General features: G+C 66.6%; 7 protein-coding genes. 5 read left to right on the top strand and 2 right to left on the bottom strand.

Annotation, left to right across the window (positions count from 1 at the left end; genetic code table 11):
- Nucleotides 1-214 precede the first annotated feature (214 nt).
- The 5 genes from B5F40_RS15500 to B5F40_RS15480 are packed head-to-tail and all read left to right on the top strand — an operon-like array spanning nucleotide 215 to nucleotide 4,153.
- The gene (locus tag B5F40_RS15500; RefSeq protein WP_087195175.1) at nucleotides 215-940 is read left to right on the top strand and encodes a response regulator transcription factor; all 726 of its coding nucleotides are present in this window, start codon (nucleotides 215-217) and stop codon (nucleotides 938-940) included.
- Complete coding sequence (locus tag B5F40_RS16095) at nucleotides 937-1,335, top strand: hypothetical protein (protein ID WP_140396537.1); 399 nt, start codon at nucleotides 937-939, stop codon at nucleotides 1,333-1,335. Before B5F40_RS15500 ends, B5F40_RS16095 begins: the two co-directional genes overlap by 4 nt.
- Nucleotides 1,332-2,246 carry an ATP-binding cassette domain-containing protein gene (locus B5F40_RS15490; protein ID WP_087195173.1) on the top strand — a complete coding sequence of 305 codons (915 nt, stop codon included), beginning with the start codon at nucleotides 1,332-1,334 and terminating at the stop codon, nucleotides 2,244-2,246. Before B5F40_RS16095 ends, B5F40_RS15490 begins: the two co-directional genes overlap by 4 nt.
- A complete protein-coding gene (locus tag B5F40_RS15485) occupies nucleotides 2,239-3,252 on the top strand; it encodes a hypothetical protein (protein WP_140396536.1) in 1,014 nt (337 codons plus the stop codon). The genes B5F40_RS15490 and B5F40_RS15485 overlap by 8 nt, the downstream gene beginning before the upstream one ends.
- Nucleotides 3,253-3,256: 4 nt before the next feature.
- The gene (locus B5F40_RS15480; protein ID WP_204217451.1) at nucleotides 3,257-4,153 is read left to right on the top strand and encodes a sensor histidine kinase; all 897 of its coding nucleotides are present in this window, start codon (nucleotides 3,257-3,259) and stop codon (nucleotides 4,151-4,153) included.
- On the opposite strand, the gene B5F40_RS15475 is transcribed toward B5F40_RS15480, so the two are convergent.
- On the bottom strand, nucleotides 4,150-4,539 hold the full coding sequence (locus B5F40_RS15475; protein ID WP_087195171.1) for an MmcQ/YjbR family DNA-binding protein: 390 nt from the start codon (nucleotides 4,537-4,539) through the stop codon (nucleotides 4,150-4,152). The genes B5F40_RS15480 and B5F40_RS15475 overlap by 4 nt on opposite strands.
- A gap of 112 nt (nucleotides 4,540-4,651) precedes the next feature.
- Nucleotides 4,652-5,866, bottom strand: coding sequence for a diphosphate--fructose-6-phosphate 1-phosphotransferase (locus B5F40_RS15470; RefSeq protein WP_087195170.1), 1,215 nt, complete (start codon nucleotides 5,864-5,866; stop codon nucleotides 4,652-4,654).
- Nucleotides 5,867-6,160 lie beyond the last annotated feature (294 nt).

The raw sequence follows: 6,160 nt of genomic DNA, 5'->3' as shown, positions 1-6,160 counted from the left end.
GGCTGGAGGCGTTGGGGGCCGGGGGAGGGGTGAAGGCCGGAGGGCTCAAGGCCATCGACCCCCGGTCTGTCCCTTTCCTTGTTCTTCAGGCCATCCCTTCGGATCCTCTCAGATTTTTGGTCGCTAACGGTCGCAGCGCGTTTTCGGGAGCCGTTGGATTCGCTATACTGCGGCAGAGCCGCAATCGGCGGTCGGGACGACGCAGGAGGGAGCCATGAGCCAGGCGAGCGTGCTCATCGTGGAGGACGACGCGCACATCAGCGGAATCGTCTCGGAGCACCTGGGTCGTGCGGGATACGTCTGCGCTCAGGCGTTCTCAGGCACGGAGGCACGGCTTGTTCTGGAGAGCGCGGCTGCGCGCGACGAGCGATTCGATCTGGTGGTGTGCGACCTCATGCTGCCCGGGATGTCCGGCGAGGAGGTCGTGCGGCTCATCCGCGCCGCCGATGCGGACACTCCCATCATCGTCACGTCGGCGCGCTCGGCGGCTTCCGACAAGGTCGATCTGCTCAAGCTAGGCGCAGACGACTATCTGGCCAAACCCTTCGATCTGGACGAGCTGCTCGCGCGCATCGAGGTGCAGCTGCGCCACCGCGGGCGCGCGATTGCCTTGCAGCCTGGAGGCGACGTGCTGCGCGTGGGCGAGTGGTCGCTCGACCGCGCTGCGCGCACGCTGAAGGTGGGTGGCGTTGAAATTCTCCTCACGCGCACCGAGTTCAACATCGTGGAACTTTTGGCCGCGCATCCGAAGAAGGTCTACACGAAGCAGGAGCTGTTCGAGCTGGCCTGGGGCGAGCCGTTCGCTGCGGACGACAGCACCGTGAGCGTGCACGTGTCGAACATTCGCGCGAAGCTCAAGCCCACCGGCACCGACGGCTACATCCAAACCGTGTGGGGCCTTGGGTTCAAGCTGGCTGCCGACGCGACGGACGCGCGGTGAAAGGCGTGATCGTCGAGCCCTTCTCGGCTGATGAGGCCTGTGTTTCCGCCATGCCTGTCGCATGCGTTGCCTTCGGCGCGCTTTCCGGCACCTCTTCGGCAGGCTCTTTCTCCGCAGCTTGCGCCTCAGGCGCCTCCGGTGGCACGCTCACGACCATTTCGCTCGCCGCCGCACCGGCCTTGGGCGCTGTCGCACCGTCCGCTGCGGCCCGCGCTCCCATCGTTTCCCGCGCATCCGTCTCGTTCGCCGCGGCCTGCGCGACGACACTCGCGTCGATCCGCATCGTCGGCCCCCGATCTTCAAACTTTCTTAAATCCCGCTTTAGCCTTCCTGAAAACCAGCCCGGTATTCTCGACGTTGCGAAGGAATCCGACATGGGAAAGGGGTGTTCATGAACGTCGTGGAAACGCGGAGCCTGACGAAGGTCTATCGTGGCAAACGAGCGGTTGATCGGCTCGACATGCGCGTGGCGCAAGGCGATATCTACGGGTTCGTCGGGAAAAACGGGGCGGGCAAGTCCACCGTCATGAAGATGATCTGCGGTTTGGTCACGCCCACCGAAGGCGAAATCGCGCTGTTCGGTGGCGAGGAGCCAGCTGGTGAAGGCGGGCTTCGCATAGGCGCGCTCATCGAGGATCCCGGTCTTCTGCCCAACCTCACCGCCACCGAGAACCTCATGGCGAAAGCGCTTGCCTCGGGCATTGTGAACGCGCCCGACCGCTGCGCCGAAACGCTTGCGCTCGTGGGCTTGGGCGAGACGGGGAGGAAGAAGGTGCGCGGCTTCTCGCTCGGTATGAAGCAGCGTCTGGGCTTGGCGCTCGCGCTCATTGGCTCGCCCGATTTGCTCTTGCTCGACGAGCCCCTGAACGGGTTGGATCCCGAGGGCACGCGCGCCATGCGCAACCTCATCGTGCGTCTGAACCAATCGTTCGGCGTGACCATCATCATCAGCTCGCATGTGCTCGATCAGCTCGACCGTGTGGCCACGCGTTTCGGCGTCATCGCGAACGGCCGCATGGTGCGCGAGATGACCGCCGAGGAGGTGCAGGTCGAATGCGGCGACAGCCTGCGCGTGCGTACCACCGATCCGGCCCGCACGCTTGCGTTGTTGGAGGAGGCGCTGCCGAAAGCGTCGCTTCGCGCGGAGCCGGACGGCGCGCTTTCGGTGTCGGGCACGGTCGATCAGGCGACGGTCGCGCAGGCGCTGCGTGCGTCCGATCAGACGGTGCTCGAGCTCACCCAGGTGAAACGCGATATCGAAGACTATTTCGTCGAGCTCATGGAAGGCGGTGCGCGCCATGTTTAGTCTATTGAAATCCGATCTTTATCGCCTTGCGCACGGCAAGATGCTGTGGGTTGGCCTCGCTCTTATGGCGCTTCTCGTGGCGGGCGCGGCGGGACTTCTCTGGTTTGCGACAACGCCCCAGTTCGCCCAGATGGTGGCCGATCAGGCGGAACGGGATCGTCAAGACATGACGACGGGCAGTTACCAGCAGGACGGTTCTGGTCAGCTGACGGCCGAAGAGGGAGCGGAGGGGGCGTCGACGGAGATGCCAGAAGCGACGACGGGCGGGGGTTTCAGGATCACCGACGGTTCCGGTGCGAGCCTTACTCCGGAAGAAGTGAGCTCCTTCAGCGAGAAAATGCTTCCATCGCGCACGGGCTCTTACGCTCAAATGCTCATCTCGGGAGGCCTGCTCGCGATGGTCGTCTCTCTGGTGGCGGCGCTCTTTTTGGCAAGCGATTTCGAAACGGGGTTCGCGAAGAACGTGTTCGCCGGCAGAAGCCGTCGCCGCGCGGCGTACCACGTTGAGAAGCTTGTGCTCTGCGGTGTGCTGACTGCGGTGTTTCTGCTGGTGAGCGTGGCGGCGACGGAGGGAGCCTTCGCGCTTGCCGGGTTCGAGTACCGTGCGGCAGAGACGCTTGGCGAGTATTGGGGCTGGATGGGGCTCGCGTGGCTGTCGGTTATGGTGTACGCGGTGGCGACGGGGGCGGTGGTGCTGCTTTCGCGCAGCAAGGCGGTCGGCATCGTGTTCGCGATCATTGTCGCGTCGGGGATGCTCGCGAATATCGTCGTGATGCTGGCGTCGGCGTTCGCCCCGGCTTTCCCGATACTGAACGATGCGGTGAAATGGCTTCCGGCGTCTGGCGTCAAACTGCTGGGATCCGGGGGCGTCGGCCTTTTGACCTCCACGGAAGGCACCGCGCTTGCGGGGCTTACGGCTTCCGTCCAAGTCGCGTTGGTGTCGGGTGCGGCGATTGCCGTATGCACCGCGCTTGCGAGCGCGGTCGGATCGCGGAAGGACGTGTAGGAGCATGATGGTCGCGCTCGCGGGGCTCGTATGCGGGGTGACGGGTGCGGTGTTGGCCGTGCTCGTGTACGAGTGGCAGCTACGCCGCCTGGCGCGCAGCCTGCGCGAGCGCGACGCGCACAGCAACACGCGCCTCACGGTGGAGGCGCCGGGGCGCGGGTTCGCCGAGCTGGCGGGTGCGGTGAATGCCCAACTGGACGCCGCACAGCAGGAGCGGCTGGACGGTCAGCGCCGTCAGCAGGAGTTCCAGCGCGACCTGGCCAGCCTCTCGCACGACATCCGCACGCCGCTCATGGGGGCGAAAGGGTACCTGCGCCTCGCGCAGGACGAGGGCGACGAGGTCGGGCGCGCCCGCCGGCTGGCCGCCGCTGAGGCGCGGCTCGACGACATGGGCGCGCTCCTGGACCAGCTGTTCGCCTACGCGCAGGCGAACGACCCCGACCTCGCGCTCGACCTCGTTCCCGTGGCCGTGCTGCCGGCGCTGGCCGACGTGCTGGTGGGGCAGTTCCCCGCGTTTGAGCGGCACGGATGGGAGCCGCGCGTGGACTTCGAGGACGAGGCGCTTTCCGTGGACGCCGACGCCGAGGCTCTCTCGCGCATCTTCGAGAACCTCGTGGCGAACGCGCTGCGCCACGGCTCGGGGCCGCTTGCGGTGGGGCAGCGCGGAGCCTGCGTGACGTTCGCGAACGAGGTGCCCGACCCCGCCACCCTCGATCCCGAGCGCCTGTTCGAGCGTTTCTACCGCGCCGACGCCTCCCGCAGCGCTCCCGGCTCCGGCCTCGGCCTGGCCGTGTCCGCCAGCCTTGCTGCTGCCATGAACATGCGCCTGTCCGCGCGCCTTGAGGGAAACATGCTGGTCGTGGAGTTGTGGCTACCGGAAGGATGCGCGATTTCCCGCTAAGCCCCTTCTCCGGCGATCTCGCGCTGCAGCTTCTTCGTCAGCTTGGCGAACACGAGGTTGTAGGAGTGGTCGCCAAGCTCGCGCAGCAGCTGTTCTTGCACGTCGCCGTCGAGGTCGACGGAGATCCGATGGCGCTTGTCGGCGTAGAAGCCGGGGAGGATGTCGTCGGGATGCTGGGCGCGCAGCTGTTCGGCCCAGGCGGGATCGCATTTGAGCGATACGAGGCGGCGACCGGCGTACCCGCGGTATTGCGGCCCGGGCTGCATGGTGGCGGCGAACATCTTGCCGCCCACCTGGTAGCGCTGCCACTCCCATTCTGCTTTGTAGTCCGTCGTCGCGCCGGGCATGCCCAGCAGGTAGGCGTCCAGCCAATCGTGCGCGGTCATGGTCGCGCCCCTTTCTTCGCAGGACAGCTCGTGGCCTATCCTGAAAGGCGCCGACGGGACGCAGGCGTCCCGTCGGATCGCATAGTTCGCGGAAAAGGGAAGGGCGGTGCCGTTATCGCCGGTTGAACGCAGGCAGCGTGGCGGGCAGCCCTCCGTCCATGACGAGCTTCGGCTCGCCTTCGATGAGCGGGCGGAAGTACGCGAGCGCCTCCTGCGTGACGCCTTGGTAGTTCGGCAGGATCCACTCGGCGGGGAAGCGGCGCACGTGGTTGGCGAACTCGCTTGCCGGTGCCGCGAAGAAGCGCGCGTTGTAGCGGCCCTCGGCAGCGGCGGCCTCATCGCGCCGGATGCCCACCACGGCTCCGGTGAACGTGGGGTCGGCGCTGCGCATGTGCGCGCTCATCCCCAGCTCGTAGGCCTCGGTCACATCCACGAGGCTTTGCGCGAAGTTGCTCGAGCGGGCCGCCCGCGACAGATCCTGCACCACGCCGCGCGGCACGATGCCCGCGTCCACGACCATCTGCTTGAGCGTTTGCGCCGCGCCGCCCAGCACCGCGTGCGCGAACCCGTCGTTGGCCGACTCGCCAGCTGAGAGGTAGGTGCCGTCCGCGTAGTGCGCGCCCTCGGACACCACGATGTAGCATTCGCCCTTCTCTTCGAACTTCGCGCGCACCTCGTTCAGGAACGCGTCCTTATCGAAGTCAACCTCGGGAAGCACAAGCAAGTCAACATCGCCCGTTGCGCAGCAGCTGGCAGCGAGCCATCCCGCGTCGCGGCCCATCACCTCGAGCACGAACACCTCGGGACGCGTGTACGCATCATAGTCGAGGCGCGTCGCGTGCGTGATCTGGCACGCCACCTTCGCCGCGCTCGGGAATCCGGGGCAATGGTCCACCGGCACGAGGTCGTTGTCCACGGTTTTGGGGATGCCGATGAAGCGCTTGCCGGGCGCGTTGTCGGCAGCCCACTCGGCCAGCGCGTCCACCGTGTCCATGGAGTCGTTGCCGCCGATGTAGAACAGCGTGTCGATGTCGTGGCTGTCCATCACCTCTATAAGGCGCAGAAAGTCGGCGTCGTTTCCGCGCTTGAGCTTGTAGCGACACGTTCCAAGCGCCGACGAGGGGGTCTGGCGCAGTATCTCGAGGTCGCGGCCGGACAGGTCCGTGAGGTCGAACAGCTTGTCGGCGAGCGTCCCTTCGATGCCGTGCAGGCCGCCGAACACGCGGTCGTACACGGGGTTCAGTTGGTTGGCGCGGACGACGCCGGCCAGGCTGGCGTTGATGACGGCGGTGGGGCCGCCGGATTGCGCGACGAGGCAGTTGCCCATGGGTGCATGCTCCTGTTCTCTCGGGTCAAATGCCGAGTATGGCGTGCTGGAGCCTCTTCGTCAACTTTGCGAACGAAGGGGCGTGCGAATGATCACAGAGTTCCCGCAACAGCCCCTTGGGCGCGTCTCTGGTTTCGGTTGCGGTGGGTGCGGGTGCTGGCTTGGGTTGCCGAGGGGGAAGCGGGAGCGGCGAGGGCGCAGGGGCTGCGGGTCGGGAGCGGCGCTGGCGCGGAGGATGCGGCGAGGGCGCAGGGGCTGCGGGGCTGACGGGGCCGGCGATCTGGGTCGCGGGGG

The organism is Gordonibacter sp. An230 (assembly GCF_002159915.1).
Classification (GTDB): Bacteria; Actinomycetota; Coriobacteriia; order Coriobacteriales; family Eggerthellaceae; genus Rubneribacter.
This window is presented reverse-complemented; position numbering and strand designations above follow the sequence as displayed.